This window comes from Emticicia soli (assembly GCF_037860775.1).
GTDB lineage: Bacteria > Bacteroidota > Bacteroidia > Cytophagales > Spirosomataceae > Emticicia > Emticicia soli.
Map to the genome: position 1 here is coordinate 59,786 of NZ_JBBEWC010000009.1, position 24,734 is coordinate 84,519.

General features: G+C 40.2%; 20 protein-coding genes. 11 read left to right on the forward strand and 9 right to left on the reverse strand.

The annotated features are described in order from the left end of the window. Positions 1 to 173: 173 nt before the first annotated feature. The 4 genes from WAE64_RS15655 to WAE64_RS15670 form a co-directional block, all read right to left on the reverse strand. Entirely contained in the window at positions 174 to 1,352 is a 1,179-nt protein-coding gene (locus WAE64_RS15655; RefSeq protein WP_340238030.1) for an acetyl-CoA C-acyltransferase, read from the reverse strand. 81 nt (positions 1,353 to 1,433) lie between these two features. Continuing rightward, positions 1,434 to 3,842, reverse strand: a complete 2,409-nt coding sequence (locus tag WAE64_RS15660; RefSeq protein WP_340238031.1) for a 3-hydroxyacyl-CoA dehydrogenase/enoyl-CoA hydratase family protein — start codon at positions 3,840 to 3,842, stop codon at positions 1,434 to 1,436. A 174-nt stretch (positions 3,843 to 4,016) separates the two neighbouring features. Then, positions 4,017 to 4,718, reverse strand: coding sequence for a VIT1/CCC1 transporter family protein (locus tag WAE64_RS15665; protein WP_340238032.1), 702 nt, complete (start codon positions 4,716 to 4,718; stop codon positions 4,017 to 4,019). A 91-nt stretch (positions 4,719 to 4,809) separates the two neighbouring features. After that, on the reverse strand, positions 4,810 to 5,298 hold the full coding sequence (locus tag WAE64_RS15670; protein ID WP_340238036.1) for a DUF4442 domain-containing protein: 489 nt from the start codon (positions 5,296 to 5,298) through the stop codon (positions 4,810 to 4,812). Between the two features lie 308 nt (positions 5,299 to 5,606). Between WAE64_RS15670 and WAE64_RS15675 the strand changes: the two genes are divergently transcribed. From WAE64_RS15675 to WAE64_RS15695, 5 genes are all read left to right on the forward strand, one after another. Next, positions 5,607 to 6,458, forward strand: a complete 852-nt coding sequence (locus tag WAE64_RS15675; RefSeq protein ID WP_340238039.1) for a cupin-like domain-containing protein — start codon at positions 5,607 to 5,609, stop codon at positions 6,456 to 6,458. A gap of 6 nt (positions 6,459 to 6,464) precedes the next feature. Further along, entirely contained in the window at positions 6,465 to 7,037 is a 573-nt protein-coding gene (locus WAE64_RS15680) for a 5-formyltetrahydrofolate cyclo-ligase (protein ID WP_340238040.1), read from the forward strand. Positions 7,038 to 7,174: 137 nt separating this feature from the next. Next, the gene (locus tag WAE64_RS15685; protein ID WP_340238042.1) at positions 7,175 to 8,173 is read left to right on the forward strand and encodes an aspartate-semialdehyde dehydrogenase; all 999 of its coding nucleotides are present in this window, start codon (positions 7,175 to 7,177) and stop codon (positions 8,171 to 8,173) included. Between the two features lie 245 nt (positions 8,174 to 8,418). Next, positions 8,419 to 9,729 (forward strand): 30S ribosomal protein S12 methylthiotransferase RimO, encoded by a 1,311-nt coding sequence (rimO, locus tag WAE64_RS15690; protein WP_340238044.1) that lies wholly within the window; start codon positions 8,419 to 8,421, stop codon positions 9,727 to 9,729. Between the two features lie 204 nt (positions 9,730 to 9,933). Next, the gene (locus WAE64_RS15695) at positions 9,934 to 10,713 is read left to right on the forward strand and encodes a tetratricopeptide repeat protein (RefSeq protein WP_340238047.1); all 780 of its coding nucleotides are present in this window, start codon (positions 9,934 to 9,936) and stop codon (positions 10,711 to 10,713) included. Between the two features lie 11 nt (positions 10,714 to 10,724). Here the strand turns inward: WAE64_RS15695 and WAE64_RS15700 are convergent, their stop codons facing one another. Further along, entirely contained in the window at positions 10,725 to 11,570 is an 846-nt protein-coding gene (locus tag WAE64_RS15700) for a helix-turn-helix domain-containing protein (RefSeq protein WP_340238049.1), read from the reverse strand. A 181-nt stretch (positions 11,571 to 11,751) separates the two neighbouring features. On the opposite strand from WAE64_RS15700, the gene WAE64_RS15705 reads away from it, so the two are divergent. Continuing rightward, the gene (locus WAE64_RS15705) at positions 11,752 to 12,573 is read left to right on the forward strand and encodes a phytanoyl-CoA dioxygenase family protein (RefSeq protein ID WP_340238051.1); all 822 of its coding nucleotides are present in this window, start codon (positions 11,752 to 11,754) and stop codon (positions 12,571 to 12,573) included. A 19-nt stretch (positions 12,574 to 12,592) separates the two neighbouring features. Here WAE64_RS15705 and WAE64_RS15710 read toward each other — a convergent pair whose 3' ends face one another. Beyond that, positions 12,593 to 13,780, reverse strand: coding sequence for an MDR family MFS transporter (locus WAE64_RS15710; protein WP_340238052.1), 1,188 nt, complete (start codon positions 13,778 to 13,780; stop codon positions 12,593 to 12,595). A 134-nt stretch (positions 13,781 to 13,914) separates the two neighbouring features. On the opposite strand from WAE64_RS15710, the gene WAE64_RS15715 reads away from it, so the two are divergent. Both WAE64_RS15715 and WAE64_RS15720 read left to right on the forward strand, forming a co-directional pair. After that, a complete protein-coding gene (locus tag WAE64_RS15715) occupies positions 13,915 to 15,114 on the forward strand; it encodes an acetyl-CoA C-acetyltransferase (protein WP_340238053.1) in 1,200 nt (399 codons plus the stop codon). 81 nt (positions 15,115 to 15,195) lie between these two features. Next, positions 15,196 to 15,774, forward strand: coding sequence for a Crp/Fnr family transcriptional regulator (locus WAE64_RS15720; protein WP_340238054.1), 579 nt, complete (start codon positions 15,196 to 15,198; stop codon positions 15,772 to 15,774). On the opposite strand, the gene WAE64_RS15725 is transcribed toward WAE64_RS15720, so the two are convergent. The 3 genes from WAE64_RS15725 to WAE64_RS15735 form a co-directional block, all read right to left on the reverse strand. After that, a complete protein-coding gene (locus tag WAE64_RS15725; protein WP_340238056.1) occupies positions 15,764 to 16,471 on the reverse strand; it encodes a DUF4386 domain-containing protein in 708 nt (235 codons plus the stop codon). The two genes, WAE64_RS15720 and WAE64_RS15725, sit on opposite strands and share 11 nt — an antisense overlap. Before the next feature lie 140 nt (positions 16,472 to 16,611). Next, positions 16,612 to 17,259: an outer membrane lipoprotein periplasmic chaperone LolA1 gene (gene lolA1 / locus WAE64_RS15730; RefSeq protein WP_340238057.1), complete on the reverse strand. Its 648-nt coding sequence runs from the start codon at positions 17,257 to 17,259 to the stop codon at positions 16,612 to 16,614. A 70-nt stretch (positions 17,260 to 17,329) separates the two neighbouring features. Beyond that, positions 17,330 to 19,900, reverse strand: coding sequence for an FtsK/SpoIIIE family DNA translocase (locus WAE64_RS15735; RefSeq protein WP_340238058.1), 2,571 nt, complete (start codon positions 19,898 to 19,900; stop codon positions 17,330 to 17,332). 237 nt (positions 19,901 to 20,137) lie between these two features. Between WAE64_RS15735 and WAE64_RS15740 the strand changes: the two genes are divergently transcribed. The 3 genes from WAE64_RS15740 (at position 20,138) to WAE64_RS15750 (ending at position 24,709) form a co-directional block, all read left to right on the forward strand. After that, complete coding sequence (locus tag WAE64_RS15740) at positions 20,138 to 20,572, forward strand: hypothetical protein (RefSeq protein ID WP_340238060.1); 435 nt, start codon at positions 20,138 to 20,140, stop codon at positions 20,570 to 20,572. 294 nt (positions 20,573 to 20,866) lie between these two features. Further along, a complete protein-coding gene (locus WAE64_RS15745; protein ID WP_340238061.1) occupies positions 20,867 to 23,212 on the forward strand; it encodes a PSD1 and planctomycete cytochrome C domain-containing protein in 2,346 nt (781 codons plus the stop codon). Between the two features lie 42 nt (positions 23,213 to 23,254). Beyond that, on the forward strand, positions 23,255 to 24,709 hold the full coding sequence (locus WAE64_RS15750; protein WP_340238062.1) for a DUF1501 domain-containing protein: 1,455 nt from the start codon (positions 23,255 to 23,257) through the stop codon (positions 24,707 to 24,709). Positions 24,710 to 24,734: the final 25 nt, after the last annotated feature.

Below are 24,734 nucleotides of genomic sequence, written 5' to 3' on the forward strand. Positions count from 1 at the left end.
TAAAAGATTGATAGGGGTTTTATGAAGAAGTGCCGACTTAAGTCAGGCACTTGAAATAATACCTTTGTTAATTTAGGTGTTGAATTCGTTCACTATCTAATAAAATAAAACCTCCTGCTAATAAAAGCAAGAGGTTTCGTTCTGACAGGCATGTGTATATATTAAGCAAGAACTTAATTCAGCAGTTCATAAATACCTGCTACACCCTGGCCACCGCCAACGCAGGCAGTTACCATACCATATTTTTTGTTCTGACGGCGAAGCTCATTCAGAACCTGTACTGACAAACGCCCTCCGGTAGAACCCAAAGCATGACCAAGGGCAATAGCACCACCGTTAGGATTGATTTTGTCCATATCCAAGCCTAGTTCTTTGATTACGGCTAAAGATTGTGCCGCAAAGGCTTCGTTCAATTCTATTACATCAATATCATCTTGTTTCAAGCCTGCTTGTTTTAATGCTACCGGAATAGCTGCTACAGGCCCAATACCCATAATACGAGGCTCAACTCCGGCTGAGGCATAAGCCAACATACGGGCGATAGGTTTCAAACCTAATTCATTCACCATTTTCTCCGACATCACAATCACGAAGGCTGCACCGTCAGATGTTTGCGATGAGTTACCCGCAGTTACGCTTCCCCCCATTGTAAACACAGGTTTCAGTTTAGCCAATGCTTCAATGCTGGTGTCAGCACGTGGGCCTTCATCTTTGTTAACTACATATTCTTTGGTTTTCTTCTTGCCAGAGTTTTGGTCGAAGAAAGTTTCTTTTACAGTTATTGGTACAATCTCTTCATCGAATTTGCCAGCGGCTTGCGCAGCTAGTGCTTTTTGATGCGAGTTGTAAGAGAACAAATCCTGCTCTTCACGGCTAATATTGAACTGTTGAGCTACTTGCTCGGCAGTTAAGCCCATGCCAATATAATAATCAGGGTGAGTAGAAGCCAGATTGTAGTTCAAGGCTGTTTTCCAGCCCATTGTAGGTACTAGCGACATTGACTCAGTACCACCAGCCACAATACAATCGGCCATACCTGCATGGATTTTGGCCGCTGCCATAGCAATGGTTTCTACACCTGAGCCGCAGTAACGGTTCACGGTTACACCCGGCACACTTTTACCTAGAGCCAATAATGAAATATAACGAGCCATTTGCATACCTTGTTCTGCTTCCGGCACGGCGTTTCCTACAATTACGTCATCAACACGGGCAGGGTCTAAATTAGGTACGCTGGCCATCAGATGCTTGATGACATCGGCCGCTAAATCGTCGGGGCGGGTAAAACGAAATACTCCTTTTGGTGCTTTGCCGACTGCACTACGGTAGCCGGCGACTATATATGCATTCATGTTATTGTTCGTTTAATAAATGTTCCAGACCAATCTCTGTATGCTCTGGAGACTGTTTTGTTTAATGAAATAAACTATGGCTTAATTTCTCGGAGGTTTACCACCACTTAATAGTCCCTGCATACGCTCCATTGTTTTCTTTTCGCCTGTCAATGAAAGGAAAGCCTCTCTTTCAAGGTCTAACAGGTATTGCTCCGAAACTTGTTGTGGGTAACTCAAATCGCCACCGCAAATTACATAAGCCAGTTTTTCGGCAATTTTAGCATCATGCTCTGTAATGTATCTACCCATAAGCATACCTGTAATTCCGGCTTTGAAAAGTGCGATTCCGGTTTTACCCTGTACTTTTATATCAGTACGTTGTTTCGGCTGTGTATACCCATCTTCTGCTAGTTTTATAGCCTCTTCTTTCGCTTCGGCAATCAATCGGCTACGGTTTAGCACGATACGGTCTTTATCGGCTTTCAGGTAATTCATATCAAATGCCTCTTGTGCCGAGGTTGAAACTTTTGCCTGAGCAATGTTCATAAAGGCACTTTGTAGAATATTCAATTCAGGGTCGCCTGTCTGATACAAGTCTGAACAACGAACCGCCATTTCTTTTGTCCCACCACCTGCCGGAATAAGACCTACGCCTAGTTCTACTAAGCCCATATAAGTTTCGGCATGCGCCAATACTCTGTCGGCATGTAAATTAAGCTCACAACCACCGCCTAAAGCAAGGCTATGAACCGCCGTTACAACCGGCACTGATGAATATCGAGCACGCATCATGGTTTGTTGGAATTGTGCAATCATCATGTTGATTTCGTCGTATTCCTGCTCAATGGCAAACATAAACAACATGGCCAGGTTTGCACCTGCCGAGAATGCTTCGTTTGAGTCGTTTCCTACTACCAAGCCTCTGAAATCTTTTTCTGCAATGGCGTATGCCTTGTTTAATCCTTCAACAACTTCGGCGCCAAAGGTGTTCATTTTTGAGTGGAACTCAACACCTGCAATGCCATCGCCCAAATCGAAAATTGTTGAGCCTGCGTTTTTCCAGATAACGTTTGTTTGGCGGATATTATCAAGGATAATAAACGACTCTGTACCCGGAATTACTTTATATGATTTGCTCGGAATATCATAATATAGTTTCTTGCCGCCCTCTACTTTGTAGAACGTTTCGTTGCCTGCTTCCAGCATTTCATATACCCAGGCGGCTGGTTTCATATTCAGGTCTTCCATGATTTTGAGCATCGGTTTTACACCGATGGCATCCCATGTTTCAAAAAGACCTAGTTCCCAACCAAAGCCTGCGCAAATGGCTGAGTCTATTCTGTATAATTCGTCAGCTATTTCAGGAATACGATTGGTAGCATAGCGGAAGAAATCGGCAAATGTTTTTCTGTAAAATTCACCTGCGTTATCTTTTCCGGCCAAAAGTACCGAGAATCGTTTTTTCAGATTATCAATGCTCTTGGTGCCTTCGAGCGTAGCAAATTTTACTTTTTGCGATGGTTTGTACTCAAAGGTTTTCAGGTCAAGAGCCAATATTACTGTTTTGCCTGTTTCGTCTTTGGTTTTTTTATAGAAACCCTGTCCGGTTTTATCGCCAAGCCATTTGTTTTCCATCAACTTAGCCATTACAGGCGGTAATTGGAACGCATCTTTAGACTCATCGTGTTGTAAAACTTTCGATAGGTTGTTACACACATTTACGGTAGTATCAAGTCCCACAACGTCAGACAGACGGAAAGTCCCCGATTTCGGACGACCAACCACAGGGCCTGTCAGTTTATCAACTTCTTCTACCGTTAGCCCCATTTCTTCGGCTACTCTGATAGTTTGCACCATTGCATAAATACCCAGACGGTTAGCGATAAAAGCAGGTGTATCTTTACACAATACGGTAGTTTTGCCTAAATACAGGTCGCCGTAGTGCATCAAGAAATCTACAATAGCAGGATCTGTTGCAGGCGTTGGGATAATCTCTAGCAAACGTAAATAGCGAGGAGGGTTAAAGAAGTGCGTTCCGCAAAAATGTTTCTGGAAGTCTTCTGAGCGTCCCTCGGCCATCAGATGAATAGGAATACCCGATGTATTTGAAGTAATAAGTGTACCCGGCTTACGGAACTGTTCAACTTTTTCGTAAATCAGTTTTTTTATATCCAGACGCTCCACCACAACTTCTATAATCCAGTCATAATCTTTAATTTTCGGCATATCATCATCGAAATTACCTAGCTTCACACGAGATACCGATTGTTGATTAAAAATAGGCGAAGGGCTGGCTTTAACAGCCGCCTGAAATAATTCACCGACGATTCGGTTGCGTACTGCCGGATGAGAGGTGTCTAAGCCTTTAGCTTTTTCAGCATCATTGGGCTCTTTGGGTACCATATCAAGCAATAGTACTTCAACTCCGATATTAGCAAAGTGCAAGGCAATACGACTACCCATAATACCCGCACCTAATACAACTACTTTTTTTATACTACGATTCATGCGTTGATTGAATATGATTTTTAAACAGAAATAGTAAATAATTGATACTCTATATACGAATAGACAATGCTATACATAATTTTTAATATAGGCTCACTTTAATAAAAAACACAAATCATCAGCTTTTGTTGCTTCTGAGCTTTACCAAAAATTGATGTTGGTACAATCGGCCAATTAAACATTTACCCCAAACAAATAACCAACTAATGCCGAAAGCCCCATAGCAAGTGTACCCCAAACAGTGATTCTTATAATGGCTTTTGGAATACTCGCCCCCCCGGCTTTTGCCGATATTATGCCCAAAATAGTTAGAAATAATAAGGTAAAGCCATAGAGCCAATACTCCATCCCTTTTACGGGACTTAATAAAGTTACCAAAAGAGGTAATATACCGCCTACAGTAAAAGCTGAACCAGAGGCAAGTGCCGCTTGAAGCGGATTGGCCTGGCTGGTTTCTGTGATACCTAGCTCGTCTCTCACATGGGCAGCTAGTGCATCTTTTGCCGTTAATTCTGTGGCAACCTGTAAAGCAGTCTCTTTTTTTAATCCACGTTTCTCATAAATCTGAGCCAGAATTTGTAATTCTGTTTCGGGCATTTCCTGTAATTCTTTGCTTTCTCTTTGAATATCAGCTTTTTCTATGTCTGTTTGTGAACTAACAGATACATACTCGCCGGCAGCCATTGACAAAGCACCTGCTACCAGGCCTGCTACTGTTGCCAAAATTATCGGTTCTCTTGTTGTACTTGCAGCAGCTACCCCTATGGCAAGACTAGATATAGATATAATACCATCGTTTGCGCCTAGTACAGCAGCTCTTAGCCAGTTGCTTTTGTGTATATAGTGCTGGTCTAAATAGTTATCTATTGTTATCATCTTTCTTGCCTTTAATATTAGTTTGAATTTTAATAATTAGCTATTACCAATTGATTCTACTAATCAGGATATTTCTGCCATTTCAGAAACATTATTTTTTAAGCACCCAAGCCCAGTTCATTTCTGCTATAACAACTTCTTCTTCCGTTTCGTCGCTTATTTTTACGGTTACAAGTATATCGCCTTTATCAATTTCTCTGATTTGGCTTATTTGCTGCTCGGTTAGCATTGCCACAGCTTTTTGTTGGCCTTGGCTACGCTTGATAAATTTCACCGAGAGATTTTTCATCAATGGCAGTTTGTTATCGGGGATATTCATCCCCACAATCATGCCTGTGGCTGTTTCAGCCAACAGGGTAGTGGCAGCAGCATGTATTTGCCCGATATGGTTATGAACTTTAGTTTTGTTTGGAAGTGTAATTACGACCTCTCGGCAGGTCATTTTTTCGAAATGAATACCTGCTGTACCAACGAACTTGACGAATTTTCCGATAGAATAATCACGTAACCAACTTTGCAGAAAAACTGGCATTTTCTGAACCCTTGCAAGGTTTCGGTTAAGTGAGTTATTATATTCCATTAGAATTGAGAGAAAGATTTAGTATATTTAAATGATTTTTTTGTAATCATTTAAGTAGTATGCAAGCATAATTTCATGACAAATATACTGTAAAGAAAATATTATGCAAGCATACTAATTGTTAAAATTTATTTCCAAAAGAAAATCGTATAAATCGGGCAATAAAAATTTTCTAGAGTAGGTGTTTTTTTGAAACCATTTTTTTGTGGCATTGGTTTTTATGGATAGCACTCAGATATAACACTCCACCATTCTAGTATTTTTATTGATTTGATATTATTCGATAAAAATTAAATTATTTTTTGTTTATGAAACTGATACCTATCGAAAGACGCAGCAACTTAAGCCGAGAAGAGTTCATAGAAAATTATTTAAAACCAAAAAAACCAGTTGTTTTTACTGATTTAGTAAAAGATTGGCCGGCTTTAGAGAAATGGACTTTTGATTGGCTTCGTGAGAATCATGGAAAAATCGAGGTTCCATTGTTTGATAATCACGTGCACGACGCAAAATCTTATTACAAGGCTGCTAAAACAATGCCTTTTGGTGAATACCTGAGTCTGATAGAAAAAGGTCCTACCGACTTACGTATTTTCTTGTTTGATATATTCAAGAAAGTACCCGAACTAGCAAACGATATTCGTTTTCCGACTATCATGGATGGCTTCTTGAAAAGCTATAAGTTTATGTTTTTCGGAGGGCAGAATTCTGAGGTAAATCTTCATTATGACATGGACTGTTCGCACGTGTTTCTGACTCAGTTTCAGACACGCAAGCAAATCATTCTTTTCCCTCAAGAAGAGAGCATAAATTTGTATCATCACCCATATACGGTACAAAGCCACGTACATCCGCTAAAGCCTGATTTCGAGAAATTCCCTGCTTTTGAGAAAGCGGTGGGTTATGAGACTACATTCGGGCATGGCGAAACGGTATTTATTCCGTCGCTTTGGTGGCACTATATCAAATATGTTGATGGTGGTTTCAGCTTGGCTTTAAGAGCAAACGACTCAATCTTTACTACTGTAAGAGGTGGATGGAACTTGGTACGCCATACTTTTGTAGACAAAGGAATGGCCAAGATGCTGGGCCCTCAGTGGAAAGAGTGGAAAGAAAATAAAGCACAAGAAAAAGCAAGGCAATCTTTACAAGAGGCTTAATTTATAATGAACAAAGCAGCAATAAGGAAGCAGTATCTTCAGAAAAGGCAAGATTTGCAAGATGCAGATATCCGAGGGTATTCGAAGCAAATTCATGATTGGCTTTTCAAGAGTTTCCCTGTTCATAATTATGCTGTAATTCATACTTTTTTGCCAATAAAAAAAAAGAATGAGGTAGATACGCAATTGCTTATCAGTACTTTAAAAAAAGATTTCAAAGCCGACATCGTGATTCCTAAAAGCCATGACGATGGCAGCATGACCAATTATGCCTTAAGAGACGATACCATCTTGATTGAAAATAAGTTTGGCGTACCTGAGCCCGTAAATTGCTCACCATTGACAGTTAATGCCAAAGACATTGATTTGGTGCTACTGCCTTTACTTGCTTTTGATAAAAAAGGGTATAGGGTCGGTTATGGCAAGGGTTATTATGACCGTTTTCTGGCACAATGCCGCCCCGATGTAGTAAAAATTGGTGTCTCTTTTTTTGAACCTGTAGAGCAGATAGAAGACCTTAATGCTGGTGATGTAAAGATGAATTATTGCATTACACCTAAGGGTATCTGGAGCTTTTAAAATATTTTGTATTATTCCAAGAAAAACAAACAAAAAAACTATTATTTTTGTATTTCCAAGCCCCTTTGAAAATTGGGGCTTTCTTGTAAATATATGTCTAACTAAAATTTTACCCCTTTAAAAGCGGGTTATTAATCATGAAAATCGCAGTTGTAGGTGCTACCGGACTGGTAGGCACTGAAATCTTGAAAGTCTTGGCGGAACGCAATTTCCCCGTTACCGAAATTATTCCTGTTGCTTCTGAAAAATCTATTGGTAAACAGGTTGAGTTCAAAGGTAAGCAGTTTACGGTAGTAGGCTACGAAGACGCAATCAAGATGAAGCCTGCGGTGGCAATATTTTCGGCAGGTGGAAGTACTTCGTTGGCGTTGGCTCCGAAATTTGCAGAAGCAGGCATTCCGGTTATTGATAATTCATCAGCCTGGAGAATGGACCCTACCAAGAAATTGGTTGTGCCGGAAGTAAACGCTGATACACTAACAGCAGAAGACAAAATTATTGCTAACCCAAACTGTTCAACTATCCAGATGGTAGTTGTGATGAAACCATTGCACGATAAATACAAGATTAAACGTGTGGTTGTTTCAACGTATCAGTCGGTTACAGGTACCGGAAAAGCAGCGGTTGACCAGCTTTTCGCTGAAAGAGGTGGAGACGACGATGCATCTAAAAAGGTATATCCACATAAAATTGACCTGAATGTATTGCCTCATATTGATGTTTTCTTAGACAATGGTTATACCAAAGAAGAAATGAAAATGACCAACGAGACCAAGAAAATCATGGGCGACGATAGCATTGCTGTTACAGCAACTACTGTTCGTATCCCAACTATCGGCGGGCACTCAGAGGCAGTAAATATTGAGTTCGAGAACGATTTCGATTTGGCAGAAGTTACCAAATTGCTAAGCGAAACAGAAGGGGTAATTGTACAAGACGACCCTAAAAACTTTGTGTATCCGATGCCAATCAATGCACACGGAAAAGATGAAGTTTTTGTAGGCCGTATCCGTCGTGATGAGTCGCAGGCAAAAACCCTGAACCTTTGGATTGTAGCAGATAACCTTCGTAAAGGTGCAGCTACCAATGCTGTTCAGATTGCAGAGTATTTGCTTCGCAATAACTTATTGGCTTAATAATTAACTGAATAAATTGAGAAGGGTATCTTAACCGATACCCTTTTTTATTTTATATCAGTTTTCAAACTGCCATAAGATTGCCCTAACGAATGCAAGGATGATATTTAATAATACTGATAAATACTTGTAATTAAGCCTGTTAATACCCCTAAGTTTTTTAATCTCCCATTCTTTTCCGAACTTTGTAGACTGAATAGCCGTTAAGCTATTCTATACGTTATCATATCTCAATTAATACAAAGTTGAAAACAAAAGGTTCTGTTAAAAATAAAGTAAATATAGTTACCCTTGGTTGCTCGAAAAATCTTGTGGATTCGGAAGTACTTTATACACAATTAAAAGGTAATGGCTATAATGTAAGCCACGAATCAAAAAAAGACGACGCCAACATAGTTATCATAAATACCTGTGGCTTTATTGATAATGCTAAGCAGGAATCTATCGATACTATTCTTAGATACGCCGATGCAAAAGATGCTGGCGTAGTAGATAAAGTATATGTTACAGGTTGTTTATCGCATCGTTATAAAGATGAACTTGAGGTAGAAATACCGATGGTTGATGCCTGGTTTGGTACTAACGAACTACCACGCTTATTAAAGACCCTTAAGGCTGACTATAAGCAAGAACTGGTAGGAGAACGCCTACTTACTACACCTGCACACTATGCCTATATGAAGATTGCTGAAGGCTGCGACCGCCCTTGTAGTTTTTGTGCTATTCCGTTGATGAGGGGCAAGCACGTTTCAAAATCAATTGAGCAATTGCTTTTAGAGGCCAAAAACCTTGTCAAAAAAGGTACAAAAGAATTGATTCTGATTGCACAAGATTTGACCTACTACGGCTTGGATTTGTATAAGAAAAGAGAACTAGCCAATTTGCTCGACCAACTATCAGATGTAGAAGGGCTAGAGTGGATTCGCCTACAATATGCTTACCCATCAGGATTTCCGCTTGAAGTATTAGACGTTATTAAAAACCGTTCGAACGTATGTAAATACCTTGATATGCCTTTGCAACATGGCTCAACCGAGATGTTGAAAATTATGCGTAGAGGTATTACAAGAGAAAAAACAGAAGACTTAATCAAGACGATACGTGATACTGTGCCAGATATTGCCCTGCGTACAACCCTTATTACAGGTCACCCCGGCGAAACAGAAGAGCATTTTGAAGAAATGTATCGTTTTGTTGAGCAAACGAGATTTGAACGATTGGGTGTTTTCCAGTATTCGCACGAAGAAAATACCCATGCCTACTCAATGCCTGACGATATTCCTGCCGAAGTGAAAGAAGAGCGAAATGATTTGATTATGGAATTACAACAGGGTATTTCACAAGAATTGAATCAAGCGAAAATAGGTAAAACATTTAAAGTATTATTCGATAGAAAAGAGGGTGGGCACTTTATTGGTCGTACAGAGTTTGATTCTCCGGAGGTTGATAATGAGGTGCTGATACCTGCTTCTCAATATGTGCGTCAAGGCGATTTTGCCAATGTCAGAATAACCGATGCAACCGAGTTTGATTTATATGGTGAAGTAGTAGCTTAGTGCTTCACCATTATGCTACTAATAGCTTTCTTTTTTACATGAGCCAATTATAAGCAATCCTGAAAAATATTGAAAAATAGCTTTCAGGATGATTATTAAAATTTTTAAAAATTCTAATAATTTAGCAAATCTGCCGTTATTTATACGATGTTCATGTCAAGAAAAGTGATGAAATTGTATTTGTTTTCGTGTGTCTCTGTACTTGTGTCGATCGAACTGCTGGCACAACAACCCGTTTTTCGTTCACAAAGTACAAGTTTTGGTACTTTTTCGTCTAGTACCTCGCACAGTATTACTAAGCCTAATTCTTTTATTCAGGAAACCGAAAAAAAGAATACCAAAAAACACTATGCTCCTGCCGGTATAAATATCCATCTGATGCCCTTGTTTGGTGGATACGACAAAACCGATAGCCAGAAAGCTGTGGACACTGAGTTTCTGAAAGTTTGTGATGTAAACTTTAAAAACCGGAAAGAGGCAAGCGAATTTTTCTCATCAAGAGCATGGGAGTACCTGAGTGAAGGGCAGCAAGATACAGCTACCTATCGCTTCAATCTTGCATACCTACTCGATGACGAGAATATTGATGTATATTGGGGTTTGGGCGTGATCAACTATCAGAATGAGAAATACGAAGAGGCCGTTGACCTGATGGAACATGGTTTACAGCTTGATGATGAAGAAAATGTAACGCTGATGGTCGATTTATCGACGGTATATCTTAAATGGTATATGATTGATAAAAAGGCACTCTATATAGATAAAACCTTTGAGCTATTAACGGGAGCAATCAGAAAATCTCCTGAGTTTGCCAATGCGTATATGCAATTAGCGTTGGCTAGGCTGACCAATAACCAGATTGATGAGGCTTGGGAAAATTTCCATAAAGCATACGAGCTTGACCCTCAAAACGCCAGCCCAGAAATTCTACAAGCTTTGTTAGAAAAAACAAACGACCCTAAAGGTATCTTCAAGAAAAATTAAAAGTTTAGTGATTACCCAAATCCTCGGCGATAAGCCATTGGCGTAACACCGGTTTGGTTTTTGAAAATCCGATGGAAATGTGATAAATTCTGGAAACCACATTCAATACTTATCTGGCTTATATCTAGCTGGTTATCAATCAGCATTTTACGGGCATTACTCAGGCGTATTTCGTTCAGAAAATAAATATAGGTTTTGCGGGTGCGTGATTTAAAATAACGGCAAAACGAAGGCACTGTCAGATTGGCGATTTCGGCAATGGTTTCAAGCGAAATATCTTCTTTGTAATTCTCCAGCGTAAATTCCAGTATTTTTCTCATACGCTCATTCTCTGTTTCATCAGGCTTAATGTTAAAACCTTCACTTGCCAGTAATTCTTGATTTTCACTTATTGCTAATTGTTCCAGTGCTTTTATGAATGCTAGCAAACGGCTTACCCCTTCGTTTTCAAATACCTCCCATATATAAGGCGCGAGCTTTTCTGAAAACCTGATGCCTCCTTTAGAAGCATTCAGAAGCGAAACAACAGACCGACATTCCGGTAGTTTATTCAGTACATTAGTTACAAAACAGGTAGAAAACTGAATAACTATGGCTTCATGAAGTTCTTCATTGTTTTTGCTAAAGGTATCACTCCGCCAGAAATGAGGCAGGTTTGACCCTAATAAAACTAAATCTCCAGCTTCAAAATTACCTACGTGGTCGCCTACAAATCTCCTGCCTTGCCCTTTTATGATAAGAGTCAGTTCATATTCGGGATGATAATGCAGAGGTGCATCAAACCGAGGTAAAGCAATGTATCGGGTCAGAAAAGAAGAGCCTTCGTCGGCTAATATTTTTTCAAAAAAGGCTTTCATTGAATGCTTAATAAGCCAAAACGTGTATCTATTTCTATGAAAATATACACGAATTAACATATATAGGGTTATGTTTGATATTTTTACGTTAAAATAATACATAAAAATGAAAATAATAAATATTTTTCTAAGAAAAAATCTATCGTACTTTGTGGTCTCTATTCAACCTTAACATAAAACAATGTCTACTCAATCAGAGAAAATCGCATTTTTAAATCAACTCGATGAACCTTTTCATTTGTCAGCCGAAGCCATCGCTTTTTATAGAGAAAATGGCTATGTAAAACTCAAAAATGTGCTTTCGCCCGAAGTACTGGCATACTATGGCGAGATAATAACCGATTGGGTTTTTAAACTCAACAGGCTCACAAAACCGATGGAAGAGCGCACAACGTATGAAAAAGCTTTTTTGCAAATCATGAATATGTGGCAAGAAAATGAAGAGGTAAAAGAGTTTGTGTTTTCGAAACGGCTGGCTCGTATTGCTACAGAATTGATGGGAGTCTCAGGTGTGAGACTCTATCATGACCAAGCACTCTATAAAGAACCAACGGGAGGCATTACACCCTGGCATGCCGACCAGTTTTACTGGCCTTTGTCAAACCCTAATACTATCACGGTCTGGATTCCGCTACAAGCTACACCTATGGAGATGGGGCCTCTGGCATTTGCCGAAAAAAGCCAGAATGTAGAAATTGGGCGAGATAAAGAAATATCAGACGACTCGGAATCTTTACTGGCTGAAACTCTGAAACAGTTCAATATGAACGATACGCCTTTTGAATTAGGCGAAGTGAGTTATCATGCAGGCTGGACCTACCACCGGGCAGGAGCCAATAAATCGGGTAAAGCCCGGAAGGTAATGACCATGATTTATATGGATAAAGACATAAGAATTATTGAACCTACCAACGAATATCGTGTAGCAGATTGGCAGACATGGCTTGACAGCAAGCCGGTAGGAAGTATCGCCGATGGGAAACTGAACCCTATTCTGTACTGAACATAAGGAAGCAGGGGCTTTATGTCATTTTTTTGCTTAAAGCTCCAAATCCTATAGTGGCTATAAAGCCCAGAGAACCTAGTATATACCAAAGGGCATCGAAGCCAAATAAAGCAATGGTTTGTGTGCCTATTAAAGGTGCTGAAATCTGAGCAACTGACCAGCTCATGGCATAAAGTGCCGAATATTGTCCTCTGTTATGTGGTTTTGCTCTTTCAATGCTTACAGCGTTCATGAAAGGCATAGCAAACATTTCTGAAAATGTAGCAAATAAAATACCTACAATAAGCCAGATATAATTGTGGGTAAGCAAGAAAATAACATAATTGGGAATTACCAGAAAAGCGCCGAAACTGATAAGCGACAAGCGCTGGAATTTGCCTTCGATTTTATAAATAAAAATCATTTCAAACAACGCTACTATTAATCCATTCAAGCCTAGTAAATAACCAATCTGAATTTCGGATAATTTACAGGCTTGTTTATAAAAAAGTGGCCCGATTGTAAACAACTGCGAAAACGCAATGGCATACAAAGAAGCCAGTACAATAAATATCATATAAGTGCGGTCTCGTAAAGCGGAGTCTTTTTTATCAACTACCAGTACATGTTCGGTTGATTCTTTTTTCTTCTTTGTGCTTCTCAAAAATGTCCATACCAGTATTCCGGCACCCATATTTGTAAAACCATCAGCCCAGAACAAAAGCTCATAATCTCGTGCTGCCAGAAACCCACCAATAGCTGGCCCGATAGACCAGCCAATATTAATAGCTAATCGGATGAGCGAAACAGAACGTGTAAAGGTTTCGGGAGTACTAAAATCAGCAATTGAGGCAGAATTAGCAGGTCGATATGCTTCACCAAAAGCACTAAGCAAAAATGCGCAAACACACAGAGGGTAAAAACTATGCGTATGAACCATTACAATAAACATAAGTCCTCCCAGAAACAAACTCCAGAATTGCACCGGGTAATACCCTATTTTATCGGTTAGTTTGCCTCCCATCCATGTACCAAAAATAGAACCTACACCAAAGAAGGTCATTACTACTCCGGCTTCTTGTACACTGAAATGGAGTTTTTGAGTAAGATAAACCGTCAGGAAAGCAATCACCATCGTGCCGCTACGGTTGATAAACATCACTATTGCCAATAGCCATACCTGTCGTGAAAGGCCACCGAAAGCGTTACGAAATAAGGAAATCATGTGAGAGGAAAAGAAGATAATAGCACCTAAGCAAAGGTAATATTTTCTATGCTTGCATCAAACTAAACTATTTCTTAGTTTTGTCAAAAGAGGTATGCTTGCATACCAATCCTATTAAACATATACTATTTCTCATGGAAGCATATATATACGATGCCATCAGAACTCCCCGGGGGCGTGGCAAGTCAGATGGTGCTCTGCACGATATTCAGCCTATAAAACTACTTTCAACGGTTTTAAAAGCACTAAAAGAGCGTAACAATTTAGATACCAGCTATATAGACGATATAATTGTGGGCTGTGTGTCACCGATTGGTGAGCAAGGAGGTGATATTGCCCGTGCAGCGGTGTTAGATTCGGGCTATGCCGAAACTGTAGCAGGGGTACAGGTAAATCGTTTCTGCTCGTCGGGTTTAGAGGCTATCAATATGGCGGCGGCTTATGTAATGTCGGGACAGGTAGATTTACTGGTTGCAGGTGGGGTTGAGTCTATGTCGCGCGTGCCTATGGGTTCTGATGGTGGAGCATTAATGATGAATCCACAACTGATAGCACAGCATAGCCTTGTGCCACAAGGTATTTCGGCCGACTTGATTGCTACCAAATATGGCTACTCAAGAACCGATGTAGATACTTTTGCGGCTGAGTCGGTACGTAGAGCAGTAGAAGCACAAAAGAATGCTTATTATAAATCGATAGTAGCCGTAAAAGATGAAATAGGATTAACAGTATTAGACCGGGACGAAGGCATACGACCAGACACCACAGTAGAATCCTTAAGCAAGTTAAAGCCTGCTTTTGAGATGATAGGTAGCATGGGGCTTGATGCTTTGGCTTTGCTAAAATATAATACCCTTACTGGCATTAACCATGTGCATCATGCCGGAAATTCATCACAGATTAGTGATGGAGCAGGAGCGGTGTTGATTGGTAATAAAGAAACAGGACAAAAACTGAGCTTGAAGCCACGTGCCAAAATCAAGGCTTTTGCTATAGTAGGTTCAGACCCTACTATTATGCTGACTGGCCCTGTGCCTGCAACACAAAAAGTATTGAAAAAAGCCGGAATGAGCTTAAGCGATATAGATTTGTTTGAAGTTAACGAAGCCTTTGCTGCTATACCAATGCTATTTATGGACCAACTAGGTGCCGACCATAGCAAGCTTAATGTAAACGGAGGAGCCATTGCACTAGGGCATCCGCTGGGTGCTACGGGGGCTATTCTTTCATCAACATTAATTGACGAAATGGAAAGAGCCAATAAATCGGTAGGCTTGGTGAGTTTGTGTATTGGTGGCGGTATGGGTATTGCTACTATTTTTGAGAGGGTGTAAATAATATTTCGGAGCGGGACAAATTTTAAGTTTGTCTCGCTTGCCTTTTACAAGGAAAAGACTCTTTTTGCTTATTTGCAAATGCATGAAATACTACTTAAATATCTAAGTAAATTCGGTTCGCTCACTGAGCAAGAGGTAAAAGATATTGCTGATAATCTGATAGTGCAAACTTTTAAAAAGGGTACAATACTATTGCATGAAGGGGAAATAGCTACAAAGTGCTATTTTATTCTGCAAGGTTGTATAAGGCAATATCATCTTACCGATGGCGAAGAAAAAACTACGGCCTTTTTTACTGAAGAACAGGCCGTAGCATCGTTCAGCAGTGCTAGCCAGCAAATTCCGGCCACGCATTATTGGTCTTGCGTAGAAGATACTGTTGCTATGGTGGGGTATCTTGACAGAGAGCAAGAAATGTATAAGAAATTTCCTAAGCTCGCTCTTATTACAAGAGAACTCATGGAACAAGACTTTGGCAAAACACAAGAGAGTTTTGCTACTTTTATTGCCTCGTCTCCCGAAGAACGTTATGAGCTTCTATTAAAAAATCGCCCTGATTTACTACAACGTGCCCCTCAACACCAGATAGCCAGTTATCTGGGTATCAAACCCGAATCATTGAGTCGAATCAGAAAACGAATAAGTCTTAAGAAATAGCATCTCTCAATTTTCTGCCTTTTACCAAAAGCCATATAGCAAAACCTACTTCACCGAGAATTGATGGAATCGCTACGAATAGCGTCAATATATTTTTATAGCTTGCATAATCATTCAACAGGAGTTTGGCCAGATTATCTGTCATATAAGCTAAAGATGCCAGCAACAGTAAAATTCCTATGAGTTTCGGAATAAAGCTTGAGTTGAGAATCAGGTAGCCCAAAAGTAACAGATGAATACCAAAGAAAAGTAAACCCACAGCCCAGCCGTCATCAAAGGAATTGAACAATAAAAGGGCCTGAATATTTATGGCACCAACAGCATATCTTGTTTCGGTGAGCAAACGAAAACCTGTTATCAGGTTCAATAATACTACGCCAAAAATAGCTGTATAAACCAGCCTAAACAGAGCGGCAAGTAATGAAATATTTTTATTGATAGGGTTAAGAAAAATATAAAGCGCCCAACTTACCAGCACATCGCATATAAGCACTATAATAAAGCCTAGAATACCTATTTTGAAAGAGCCAGTGTGGTTGATGATATTGAGTGCGGTTACATCGGCATTATTGGCAACAATAAGATTTTGCCGTGCATAAAACTCAGCAATCATAGCACCAAAAAACATGATAACAGAAGAGATACCTACTGTAATAGCAGCCTGACGGATATTAGAACTTGTTGTATTTGTACTCATTGAATTAAAAAGATTATGAGCACAAAAGTACCTTATGCGTTTTTACCCTGCATTGACAAAAGTTAAGAAATGAAACAGGTTAAAATAAAACACCCCGATGCTTTGAATATCGGGGTGCTAGTATATGTTAGTATATCATCTTATCGTAGGTCAACTACCTCTGCGCCGGGATACAGTTTTTTGTCAAATGCAAAAAGTTTATCGTCGGCTGGGGCATTTGCTACAAACTTGTTGATTCTGAAAACCGTACGTTTGCCGCTTTTGTCCCATACTTTCCACGATTTCACCGATTTGTCTTTTTTATCGACCTTTATCTGTAATTTCGAAATTTTACTTGATTTGTCTTCAGGCGTAAGTTCAACCACTTCGTAAGTCTGTCCTGCTTCTTTGGCTTCTTCTACAAACACATATTTGTAGCCTTTTTTGTAGATATTATAAATTCTACTAGGAGAAAGCTCTTCTTGCATGCTTGGGTCAAACTCCGTAATGTTTATTTCGTTGGTTTCTTTTACGTAGGTATAAAGGTCTTTACCATCGGTAAATATATCCTGACCTGCCATTTTTAAACGAAACTTAGCTCCTTTTACTATTACATCGCCTGTATAGCTATCGGTCAGTTTAGCGTTATTGCCTTCGGTACCGTAGGTAAATGAAGCGTTAAACGACTTCATATTCTGGTATTTCTTACTCATTTCATCCAGAATAGCAGTAGCTTTCTGGTCTTTTTGTGCATATACTAAACTACAAACTATTAGTAGGTTAGTGATTGTTAAAAATAGTTTCTTCATCAATTTATAAAGTGTTAATTCGGGATTTTTATTTTAAGCTTAGACAAAAAAACTGTACCAAGGATTAATATTATCTCAAACTACGTAAGGTTTCTTCTAATTGAGTAAGGTCTTTCACTAGCACTTCGCGTGCTTTGCTGCCCTCAAATGGCCCTACAATTCCGGCTCCTTCAAGCTGGTCGATTATTCTTCCGGCTCTGTTATAGCCTAGTTTCATTTTTCTTTGAATCAGCGAAGTGCTACCTTGTTGGTGAGTAACCAGCAGGCGTGCAGCTTCTTCAAACATTGGGTCAAGCTCTGATGGGTCAAAATCAAGCGTTTCGCTTTCTTCGTCTCCATAAAATTCTGGCAACATATAAGCAGACTCATAAGCTCTCTGGCTACCAATAAATTCACAGATTTCTTCAACCTCTGGCGTATCAACAAACGGGCATTGCAAACGAACCATATCAGAGCCCATCGAAAGCAACATATCTCCATTACCTACCAATTGCTCAGAGCCGCCCGTATCTAAAATGGTGCGTGAGTCGATTTTAGAAGTAACTTTAAACGACAAACGAGCAGGGAAGTTGGCCTTAATAAGACCTGTAATAACGTTTACCGATGGACGCTGGGTTGCTACAATTAAATGGATACCAATGGCACGGGCAAGCTGCGCCAAACGGGCAATTGGTTGCTCTACCTCTTTGCCGGCTGTCATCATCAAATCGGCCAACTCATCTATTACCAGTACAATATAAGGCAGATATTTATGCCCTTTTTCAGGGTTTAGTCGTCGCTGAACGAACTTCGCATTGTACTCACGAATATTACGTACACCCGCATCTTTCAACAAGTTGTAGCGACTATCCATTTCGATACAAAGCGAGTTAAGTGTATAGATTACTTTCTTGGTATCGGTAATAATAGCCTCTTCTGAGTTTGGCAACATGGCCAGAAAATGGCGCTCAATTTTGTTATATAGCGTAAGCTCTACCTTTTTAGGGTCAACTAGCACAAATTTTATTTGCGAAGGGTGTTTTTTGTAAAGCAGAGATGTAAGGATAACGTTCAAACCAACCGATTTACCCTGACCCGTAGCCCCCGCCATCAATAAGTGAGGCATTTTGGCTAAGTCGGTAATATAGGCTTCGTTCGAGATGGTCTTCCCTAAAATAATAGGCAACTCAAAGCTGCTTTTCTGGAATTTCTCGTTCGAAATAACCGATTTCATCGTAACCATTTCACGATTTTTGTTCGGCACTTCAATACCCACAGTACCTTTTCCTGGCATTGGGGCAATAATACGAATACCCAAAGCCGCAAGATTCAGGGCAATGTCATCTTCAAGATTCTTGATTTTAGAGATTCTGATACCTGCATCGGGTACAATTTCGTATAGTGTTACAGTTGGCCCAATAGTAGCTTTAATGCTCGAAATCCCAATCTGGAAGTTTCGCATCGTTTCTACAATTTTGTTTTTATTGGCCTCAAGCTCTTCTTCGGTTACCTTGCCACCGGCATTGCTGTATTCGCTCAATAAAGTAATAGGCGGATATTGATAATTATCGAGGTCGAGCGTAGGGTCGTATAAACCAAAGTCTTTCAGTACTTTTTCGTTTACATCATCATCGTCAAGGTCTCCTTCAAAGTCTTCCTCTGCTGTATCATTGTTTCGGGTATCTTCAATGATAAAAGTCGGAGCTTTAACTGGCTCGCTAGGCGTAATAGTTCTGACAGGCTCTGGTTTTTCTACTTCAAGTTTAACGGCAGTATTATTAACCGGAGCCGGGATTGGTTTCTCAATAAATGGTTTTTCGTCAAATGGTTTTGGTACTTCAATTTCTTCTTCGTACTGAGCCTGGTTATAGTCATTCTGAACAGGTTCTGTACGCCTTACTGGTTCTCTGAAACCATTATCTATATCCTCTAAGTCAACCTGTACCGCATTACGGATACGCTCGGTAGATACATCTTCTTTTGGCGGGCGGTTAAAGTATTTAGCCAGAAACCAGTCGTCGATATTGGTATAGCCATGAAAGAAAATAACCCATGCCGCCAATGCCAGTAAAATGATTAAAATACCTCCAGAACCTATGGCATGATACAAAAACTTATTGACCGAATACCCGATACCTCCGCAGAAGACACCTGCTGGAAGCTCAAACAATAACACGAAATAACCTACAAAAATACTCGCCCAGAAAATATAGAAAATAGTTGCCAGCGTAAAGCGGTTAAGGCTTTGGGGCAATAAATCTCTTTTGAAAACCAATCGATAGCCTGACCAGAAAATAACAGGTAACCAGCCGAAGGCAGCTATACCAAACCATTCGAAAATAAAATAATGTGAGATATAGGCACCCATCAGACCCATCATGTTGCTAGGCTTGCGGTCGGTTTGCTCAAGGGCAGCACTAAAAGTACGTTGAACAATATCCTGGTCGGCATCGCCTACCATGAGGTGCGACAAAAACGATACAAGAAGAATAACTGACAGAATTAGTAGAAAGATACCAAACGCTAATAGGTAGCTGTCTGTACTCACATTGAACTCAATAGGCTTTTGAGTTCCCTGAGTTCCGCTGCTACTTGGGCCTTTCGAAGGAGTACGTGGCGTATTCTTCGGCGGCTGTTTTTTGCGAAATGTATTACTAGACATCTTTTAATTTTATAGGAAAGCAATGAATTTTAAAACAAATATATGAATTTTACAATAAAACCCCTTAAAATCTGATAAAATAGTATGTTAGGTATATGCAATGGCTTAATACCTAATAAGGTATGAAATGCTAGCGCCTCCAAATTACTTTAAATTAAAAAGAAAAAATTTAGAAAGCAGTGCAGATTAAAATCATAAATAGCTGTTAATTCACATTAATGATAAAACAGACTCAAAATGGATAATTCACAGACATTACTCACCATAGCCATTGTTATTGTTTTTCCTGTATTTTTTATAGGTATGTGGGGTGGTATTGGCTTCTTGATTGCAGCAATAGGAGGCTGGCAGGGTTTAGCAAGAAAATACGAAACAGCAAAAGATACTCCGCTTGACCAGAAGTTAACTGGTGAATCAGGCAAGTTTGGTCTATCAAATTATAATTATACGCTCACAGTCGGGTTTTCGAACAACGGGTTGTTTTTTGCAACCAACCCATTGTTTAGAATCGGGCATCCGCCCATGCTTATTCCATGGAGTGCTGTCAGAATAATTTCAGATGATGGTTCTATGCTCCATATAAAAGTTGACGAAACCAATATCTGGCTGAGGAAAAAACTATTAGCTAATTTTAAAACTTACTTACAACGACCACGAAACTCATGGTTATAAGCTCTTCAAAAGTCTTATTATCAGGCTTGCCAATTGTATTTGCATAGGTACTTGCTAAATACTCACCTTCTTTAAGTTTTACTTCTGCATGTATTCGAGTGATTTATTCTCACTTTTAGCATTGCTGCTAGTATAAAATTCTACATTTTTTTACATAAATTTGTTAGAAACTGGTCTAGACAAGTTTGTGTGAATTGAATTTTTAAAATATTTTAATAATCTTTAAAAATGTTTTATTTTTTCTCGAAAAAATACTAATTTTGTTTCTTAGGCAAACTATTCAAATACCCTATAATGAAAACTTTAACCGTAAAAATTAAATACTTTTTTATACTTAGCCTTATTACGGTAAGCATAGCTTCTATTGTCTGGAATTGTACGAGCGCTTCGGCTGAAACCTCGGCCATGCCTGACGAAGTAGACTATAATTTTCATATCCGCCCCATACTGTCTGACCGTTGTTTTAAATGCCACGGCCCCGACGCTAATAAGAGAGAAGCCAATCTGCGCTTAGATACGCCCGAAGGAGCTTATGCTGCTTTAAAAGATAATCCTAAAGCTCATGCAATTGTAGCGGGTAATCCTGATTTATCAGAGGTTTTCCTGAGAATCACTACCAAAGATTCTACCCAAATAATGCCTCCTGTAGAGTCTAATCTTAAACTGACTCAGCACGAAATAGCACTGATTGAAAAATGGATAAAACAAGGCGCAAAATACAAAGCTCACTGGGCGTTTATTGAACCAAAGAAAACCAATATCCCGAAAGCCGATGAAGACTGGGTAGTAAATGAAATCGATAATTTTGTTTACCATAAAATGGAAGAAAAAGGGCTTAAACCCAACAAAGAAGCTGATAAAGAACAATTGTTGAAACGTGTAAGTCTTGACTTAACCGGATTGCCCCCAAGTGTTGAAATGCAGGAGCGTTTCCTGAAAGATGATTCGCCAAATGCCTATGAAAAAGTAGTAGATGAACTATTGAAAAATAAGCATTACGGCGAAAAAATGGCTACTTATTGGCTTGATGTAGCCCGCTATGCCGATTCACACGGTTATCAGGATGATGGTTTGCGCACGATGTGGCCCTGGCGAGATTGGGTGATTCATGCCTATAACCAGAATTATCCGTACGATAAGTTTTTAAGTTGGCAATTGGCAGGTGATTTATTGCCTAATCCTGATGGGAGTGGGTCGCCGTCGAAAGAAATGCTACTGGCTACAGGTTTTAACCGTAATCATAAAATTACGCAAGAGGGTGGGGTAATAGATGAAGAATACAGAGTAGAATACGTTACTGACCGTACCAATACCTTTGGTAAATCGTTTCTGGCGCTCACATTTGAATGTGCCAAATGCCACGACCATAAGTATGACCCTATATCGCAGAAAGACTATTACAGCACTTTTGCATTTTTCAATCAGGTGCCCGAAAAAGGTCTTTTCGGAACGATCGATGCTTCGTTTGCCGACCCACCAAATATGGCTATTACCGATGCCGATGTGAAATCTTTATTGAATTTCATCAATAAGAAAGATACAGCCAGAGTGATGGTAATGGTGATGAAAGATACTTCAAAAGTGCGTACTACTTATCTACTGGAAAGAGGTAATTACGATGCACACGGCGACTCAGTAACATTTGGCTTACCCAAGAGTATTCTGGCCTATGATACTACCCGATATGGCAAAGGCCGCCTAGGTTTAGTGAAATGGATGCTAGACAATAAAAATCCGCTTACGGCAAGAGTGTATGTCAATAGATTGTGGGCGCAGTTTTTTGGCAGAGGCATTGTTAAGACCTTAGGCGACTTTGGTATGCAGGGCGAATTGCCCTCACACCCTGAATTGCTTGACTGGCTGGCTGTAGATTTTAAAGAAAAAGGCTGGAATGTGAAGCGACTGGTGAAACAGATAGTTATGTCGGCTACTTACAGGCAATCGTCGGTTATTACAGATAAGCACCTCAAAACCGACCCTGAAAATATATTTCTGGCAAGAACGTCACGGATACGCTTACCTGCTGAAAATGTTCGTGATTATGTATTGTCAAGCAGCGGAATTCTGAACGATGAAATAGGTGGGCCAAGTATTAAGCCTTATCAACCAAAAGGGCTATGGGAAGTGGCTACATCGGGCAGAGGTAGTTTGTCGAGATATGTTCAAGACCATGAGTCAGACCTTTATCGTAGGGGTATGTATGTGTTTATCAAGCGCACTGTGCCGCCACCTACCATGCTTATTTTTGATGCCAGCAACCGTGACCAATGCGAGGTGCAACGGGTACGCACCAATACGCCTTTGCAAGCGCTTGTAATGATGAACGACCCACAAATGATGGAAGGCGCAAGAGTACTGGCCGAGAATCTGAGCCTTGAAAAAAGCTCTATTGATGAGAAACTCCAAAAGGCGTTCAGAAAGGTACTTTGCCGAATGCCTAAAGAAAAAGAAATGTCTGTTATTAAGCAGTATTTCGAGCATGAAGTGGGCCTTCTAAAGAAAGATTCCAAAAGAGCCGAACGGCTTCTGAATTTGGGCGAATACAAGCATGAGTCAGTAAAAGACAAAGCTTCGGCGGCAGCCTTAATGCAAACAATACAGATGTTATACAACATGGAAGAGGCCATTATGAGAGTGTAGGCTACCTCTCTGATGTTCATCCACTTATCATAGATTTTTCTGATGGAAAACGAGTTTTTTAAAAACAGATTGAATATCACCCGCCGCCATTTTCTGAGCAAATCGGCCGTAGGTTTAGGTAGTATGGCGTTAGGTTCGCTATTGGTGCCTAATTTGTTCACAGGCGGAGAAGAAAGCCTTGCGCAATTGCCTTTGGGTTTGCCGCATTTTGCCCCTAAAGCCAAGCGAGTTATTTATCTGTTCCAGAATGGTGCTCCTTCGCAGCTAGAAACATTCGACTATAAACCATTGCTTAATAAAATGGCAGGTGAAGACCTGCCTGAATCTATCAGAGGCGGACAAAGATTAACGGGCATGACTGCCAGCCAGACTAAGTTCCCCTTGATTGGCTCTTATTTCGATTTTAAACAATACGGTCAATCGGGCGCTTGGGTAAGCGATATGTTTCCGAATATGGCCAAGATTGTTGATGAACTCTGTATTATTAAAACAATGAATACCGAGGCCATCAACCACGACCCTGCGCTGACTTTTATACAAACCGGTGCACAGGTGGGCAATCGCCCCAGTATGGGTGCATGGATGAGCTATGGTTTGGGTAGTGAAAACAAGAACCTACCTGCTTTCTGTGTTTTGCTTTCTCGTGGACGTGGCAATGGGCAAGGCGTTTATTCTAAACTCTGGACAAATGGTTTTCTGGACTCAACGCATCAAGGTGTGGTATTCAGTAGTGGCGAAGACCCGATTCTTTATCTGAAAGATACAGATGGCATAGACAAAGATTCTCGCCGCCGAATGCTGGATAAACTGGCAGAACTGAACCATCTGGGTTTTGAAACAAACGGCGACCCCGAAGTGCAAGCCAAAGTACAACAATACGAAATGGCCTACCGTATGCAAACGGCTGTGCCTGAATTAACAGACCTTTCGAAAGAACCCGACCATATTGTAAAAATGTACGGCCCTGAATGTTTGGTGCCGGGCACTTATGCCGCCAATGTATTATTGGCTCGCAAACTATCAGAATCAGGCGTACGCTTTGTACAACTATATCATCAGGGTTGGGACCAACACGGTAATCTGCCTAACGAAATGCCATTGCAAGCCGAAGACGTAGACCGCTCGTCGGCTGCTTTGATTATGGATTTAAAACAAAGAGGCTTATTAGACGAAACACTGGTAATATGGGGCGGCGAGTTTGGAAGAACAAACTATTGCCAGGGTACTTTTACCAAAGATAATTACGGTAGAGACCATCACCCAAGAGCGTACACAATCTGGATGGCAGGTGGTGGCGTGAAGCCCGGCATTGTTTATGGCGAAACCGACGAATTTGGTTACAATATCATCAAAGACCCTGTGCATATCAACGATTTCCACGCCACAGTTATGCACCTGATGGGCTTAAATCATGAACAATTAACCTATAAACACCTAGGTAGAAGATACAGACTGACTGACGTAGCAGGTAAGCTGGTGCCCGGCATTATAGCATAGCCTTGCTTCGTTTCTCAAACCACCT

Coding starts and splice junctions, on each gene's coding strand:
- WAE64_RS15655 (WP_340238030.1), bottom strand. CDS start 1,352: ATGAATGCATATATAGTCGCCGGCTACCGTAGTGCAGTCGGCAAAGCA.
- WAE64_RS15660 (WP_340238031.1), bottom strand. CDS start 3,842: ATGAATCGTAGTATAAAAAAAGTAGTTGTATTAGGTGCGGGTATTATG.
- WAE64_RS15665 (WP_340238032.1), bottom strand. CDS start 4,718: ATGATAACAATAGATAACTATTTAGACCAGCACTATATACACAAAAGC.
- WAE64_RS15670 (WP_340238036.1), bottom strand. CDS start 5,298: ATGGAATATAATAACTCACTTAACCGAAACCTTGCAAGGGTTCAGAAA.
- WAE64_RS15675 (WP_340238039.1), top strand. CDS start 5,607: ATGAAACTGATACCTATCGAAAGACGCAGCAACTTAAGCCGAGAAGAG.
- WAE64_RS15680 (WP_340238040.1), top strand. CDS start 6,465: ATGAACAAAGCAGCAATAAGGAAGCAGTATCTTCAGAAAAGGCAAGAT.
- WAE64_RS15685 (WP_340238042.1), top strand. CDS start 7,175: ATGAAAATCGCAGTTGTAGGTGCTACCGGACTGGTAGGCACTGAAATC.
- WAE64_RS15700 (WP_340238049.1), bottom strand. CDS start 11,570: ATGAAAGCCTTTTTTGAAAAAATATTAGCCGACGAAGGCTCTTCTTTT.
- WAE64_RS15705 (WP_340238051.1), top strand. CDS start 11,752: ATGTCTACTCAATCAGAGAAAATCGCATTTTTAAATCAACTCGATGAA.
- WAE64_RS15710 (WP_340238052.1), bottom strand. CDS start 13,780: ATGATTTCCTTATTTCGTAACGCTTTCGGTGGCCTTTCACGACAGGTA.
- WAE64_RS15715 (WP_340238053.1), top strand. CDS start 13,915: ATGGAAGCATATATATACGATGCCATCAGAACTCCCCGGGGGCGTGGC.
- WAE64_RS15720 (WP_340238054.1), top strand. CDS start 15,196: ATGCATGAAATACTACTTAAATATCTAAGTAAATTCGGTTCGCTCACT.
- WAE64_RS15725 (WP_340238056.1), bottom strand. CDS start 16,471: ATGAGTACAAATACAACAAGTTCTAATATCCGTCAGGCTGCTATTACA.
- lolA1 (WP_340238057.1), bottom strand. CDS start 17,259: ATGAAGAAACTATTTTTAACAATCACTAACCTACTAATAGTTTGTAGT.
- WAE64_RS15735 (WP_340238058.1), bottom strand. CDS start 19,900: ATGTCTAGTAATACATTTCGCAAAAAACAGCCGCCGAAGAATACGCCA.
- WAE64_RS15740 (WP_340238060.1), top strand. CDS start 20,138: ATGGATAATTCACAGACATTACTCACCATAGCCATTGTTATTGTTTTT.
- WAE64_RS15745 (WP_340238061.1), top strand. CDS start 20,867: ATGAAAACTTTAACCGTAAAAATTAAATACTTTTTTATACTTAGCCTT.
- WAE64_RS15750 (WP_340238062.1), top strand. CDS start 23,255: ATGGAAAACGAGTTTTTTAAAAACAGATTGAATATCACCCGCCGCCAT.